This is a genomic window from Ruminococcus sp. CAG:379 (genome assembly GCF_000434255.1).
Taxonomy (GTDB): domain Bacteria; phylum Bacillota; class Clostridia; order Oscillospirales; family Ruminococcaceae; genus Ruminococcus_F; species Ruminococcus_F champanellensis.
Genome location: NZ_FR894915.1, coordinates 14,068 through 17,687 on the forward strand (window position 1 = coordinate 14,068; position 3,620 = coordinate 17,687).

Annotated in this window: 3 protein-coding genes and 1 pseudogene; 2 read left to right on the top strand and 2 right to left on the bottom strand. The window is 56.9% G+C overall.

What is annotated here, in order from left to right; translation table 11 throughout:
• Together QVO51_RS09130 and QVO51_RS09135 are read left to right on the top strand one after the other, a co-directional pair.
• Positions 1-275, top strand: a pseudogene (locus QVO51_RS09130) (glycosyl hydrolase); the annotation flags it as partial.
• Positions 276-371: 96 nt separating this feature from the next.
• Positions 372-1,361 (top strand): glycoside hydrolase family 130 protein, encoded by a 990-nt coding sequence (locus QVO51_RS09135; RefSeq protein ID WP_015559136.1) that lies wholly within the window; start codon positions 372-374, stop codon positions 1,359-1,361.
• Between the two features lie 93 nt (positions 1,362-1,454).
• Here QVO51_RS09135 and galE read toward each other — a convergent pair whose 3' ends face one another.
• Together galE and QVO51_RS09145 are read right to left on the bottom strand one after the other, a co-directional pair.
• Positions 1,455-2,489 (bottom strand): UDP-glucose 4-epimerase GalE, encoded by a 1,035-nt coding sequence (galE, locus tag QVO51_RS09140; protein WP_288168061.1) that lies wholly within the window; start codon positions 2,487-2,489, stop codon positions 1,455-1,457.
• On the bottom strand, positions 2,486-3,620 hold a 1,135-nt coding region (locus QVO51_RS09145; protein ID WP_288168062.1), incomplete at its 5' end, for a galactokinase. The genes QVO51_RS09145 and galE, both read right to left, overlap by 4 nt.

The following is a 3,620-nucleotide window of genomic DNA, read 5'->3' on the forward strand; positions in this document are numbered from 1 at the left end:
ATGGACAGTTCCAGTGGCTGTATGCCTTGACAGAGGGGGAAAAGCTGCTGGCGCTCAGCGAATGCAGCCGGATCCCGGACGTGGATGCCATCTTTCGGGACAATGCGGTGTGGTCCTTCTTCGGACTGTGGTACGGGGACTATCTTGTGGGACAGGATGGTACGCTCAACGGGAAATATATTTCAACTGATGACTTAATCAAATATTATAACTCGGATGGAACTCTTTCTTTGAGCGAATATATAAAAATGTCGCAAAAAAGTCTTGCAAACTAGCTTTTTCCGTGATATAATGAGTACACCATCAAAAATGAAACGCTTAAATAAAGAAAATCATTGCTTTCGTTAAGCGAAAAGAAAGGCGGTAGTTCTATGAACGTAAAAATTCTGAACGAAAAATCCATCCCCAATCTGCCCTGGCAGGACCGGCCGGCAGACTGCCAGGACGTAATCTGGCGTTACAAGGCAAACCCCATCATCAAGCGGAACATTCTCCCCACCTCCAACAGTGTGTTCAACAGCGCAGTGGTTCCCTTTGAGGGAGGCTTTGCCGGGGTGTTCCGTGTGGACGATAAGGAGCGGAACATGCAGCTGCATGCTGGCTTCTCCAAGGACGGCATGAACTGGGACATTCAGCCGGAGCGGATCCAGTTTGAAACCGACATTCCCGAAATGGCAGAGTTCCAGTACGGCTATGACCCCCGGGTATGCTTCATTGAGGATCGCTACTACATCACCTGGTGCAACGCATACGGCTGGCATCCTACCATTGGTGTGGGCTACACCTTTGACTTCAAGACCTTCCACCAGTTGGAGAATGCATACCTGCCCTTCAACCGGAATGGTGTGCTGTTCCCCCGGCGGATCGGCGGCAACTACATGATGTTCTCCCGCCCCTCCGACAGCGGTCACACCCCCTTCGGGGATATCTACATTTCCCAGTCTCCGGATATGACCTACTGGGGCAAGCACCGTCATGTGATGGGTCCCTCCAAGGGCTGGGAGTCCACCAAGATCGGCGCCGGCCCTACCCCCATCGAGACGGATCGTGGCTGGCTGATCTTCTACCACGGGGTGCTCACCTCCTGCAACGGCTTTGTGTACAGCTTCTCTGCGGCACTGCTGGACAAGGATGAGCCCTGGAAGGTGCTCAAGCGGGGCAGAAGCTACCTCATCAGCCCCCAGGAGCTGTACGAGTGCGTAGGCGATGTGCCCAACGTAACCTTCCCCTGTGCAAATCTGGTGGATGCGGACACCGGCAGAATCGCCATCTACTATGGCTGTGCAGATACCTGCACCGGTCTGTGCTTCACCACAGTGGACACGGTTATGGATTGGCTGGATCACAATTCCCAGGTCTGATCCTGCAAAACAAATTCCGGCGGTTTCGGCTGCCGGGATATGTATCGAAAAAGCAGCCTGTACAGAGCGTACAGGCTGCTTTTGTTTTGTGCATCAAAGACCGTTTGGATTTTTCTCGGTGAAGTGCCAGCTGTCGGCGCACATCTGCTCCACGGTGGCATGTGCCTCCCAGTGCAGCAGCTCCTTCGCCCGGCTTGCATCTGCCACAGAGGTGGCAATGTCGCCGGGGCGGCGGGGACAGATCTCCCGGGGGATGGGCTTGCCGCATGCTTTTTCGTAGGCATCAGCCACCTGTAACACGCTGGCGCCGTGCCCGGTGCCCAGGTTGATGGGCATGAAGCCCGGATGGCTGTCGGCGTAATCCAAGGCGGCAAGATGCCCCTTTGCCAGGTCTACCACATGGATATAATCCCGGACGCCGGTGCCGTCCGGCGTGGCATAATCGTTGCCGAATACTCGCAGGCAGGGCAGCTTGCCCACTGCCACCTGGGCAATGTAGGGTACCAGATTGTTGGGGATGCCGTTGGGATCCTCCCCGATGAGCCCGCTGGGATGCGCCCCGATGGGGTTGAAGTACCGGAGTGCCACCACGCTCCATTCCGGATCCGCAACCACCAGATCCCGCAGGAACTGCTCGATCATCACCTTGGTGTAGCCGTAAGGGTTGGTGGCGGAGGTGGGCATGTCCTCAGTGTAGGGCACCGGGTTATGTACCCCGTATACGGTGGCAGAGGAGGAGAATACCAGCTTCTTGCAGCCGTACTTCCGCATAGCCTGGAGCAGCAGCAGGGTGCCGGTCAGATTGTTGTGATAATACTCCAGGGGCTTGGCAACGGATTCTCCCACTGCCTTCAGTCCGGCAAAGTGGATCACAGCGTCGATGCTGTGATTGGAAAAAATCTGCTCTATGCCCGGCAGATCCAGCATATCCGTTCGATAGAAGGTGACGGATTTGCCGGTGATCTGCCGGATCCGGTTTACGCTTTCCTCTTTGGAATTGGACAGGTTGTCCATGATGATGACTTCATAGCCGCTTTCCAGCAGCTCTACACAGCAGTGGCTGCCGATGAATCCGGCACCNNGGCTGCCGATGAATCCGGCACCGCCGGTTACTAAAATAGTTTTCATGGTTTCATGGCTGCACAAGGTACAGCACTCCTTTCTGTTGTATTATTCCAGTTGCATGCCTCCTGTGGAACGAATTTGCAGCAGGTGGCATGCGCCGGCACCCAGTACGGCTTCCATACCGCTGCGGAAGGCGCTGAGCCGATCCAGCGGCACAAATGCCTGGACTGTGCCGGCAAAGCCGCCACCGTGGATCCGGCATGCGCCTTCACCGTGCAGCAGCTGTCGACACAGCGCCAGCGCCATGCTGATCGGCTGGCCAGCGCCATGCTGATCGGCTGCTGCCGGGGATTGCGGCAGTCAAAGATGTTTTGCAGCAGGGTTTCGGAAGATCTGCCGGATTCCGTCACGAGGGATAAGAACCGGAGGATGTTTCCCTGTTCCAGGGCAGCTGTCTGCTCCATGACTCGTGCGTTCTCCCCGTAAAAATGCATGGCACGAAGCACAGCCCGGTCTCCGCAGGCTTTCCGCAGTGCCGGGATGGCAGCTTCAAATTCCGCCTGGGGAACCTGCCGCAGCACCTGTTTGCCAAACTGCCGGGCAATGCTGCGCATTTCCGCCGGAACTGCCGCATAGCAAGCGGTCAGGTCTGCATGATCTCCGCCGCTGTCGATGATGCACAGGGCATAGCCTGCTTTTTGCAGATCCAGGGACATCTGCCGGATGCCGGGGTTGTCCGGATCCGCAAAGTCAATGGATGCCACATTGCCAAGGGAGCATGCCATCTGATCCATCAGACCGCAGGGTTTGCCGAAAAAGACATTTTCTGCATACTGCCCGATCTGGGCGATGGAAACCGGGGTTTCCGCTCCGTCAGCAAAAAAGGCGTTGATGATATTTCCCAGCAGGACTTCAAACGCCGCAGAGCTGGACAGACCGGAGCCCTTCAGCACGCTGGAGGTGGTGTAGGCGTCAAACCCCGATACCGGATAGCCAAGCTGGATGAAGCGGGCTGCAACCCCTCGGATCAGGGCGGCGGCGGTGTTGGTTTCCTCCGGCATGGGAATCCGCTGGGACAGGTCGATGAGATCCTCCGGATAGCCTTCGGACTTGACTCGGATCAGATTGGTGCCGTTGGGGGCGGCGGCGGCGATCACATCCAGGCTTACCCCGGCAGCCAGCACGCAGCCGTTC

Coding starts and splice junctions, on each gene's coding strand:
- QVO51_RS09135 (WP_015559136.1), top strand. CDS start 372: ATGAACGTAAAAATTCTGAACGAAAAATCCATCCCCAATCTGCCCTGG.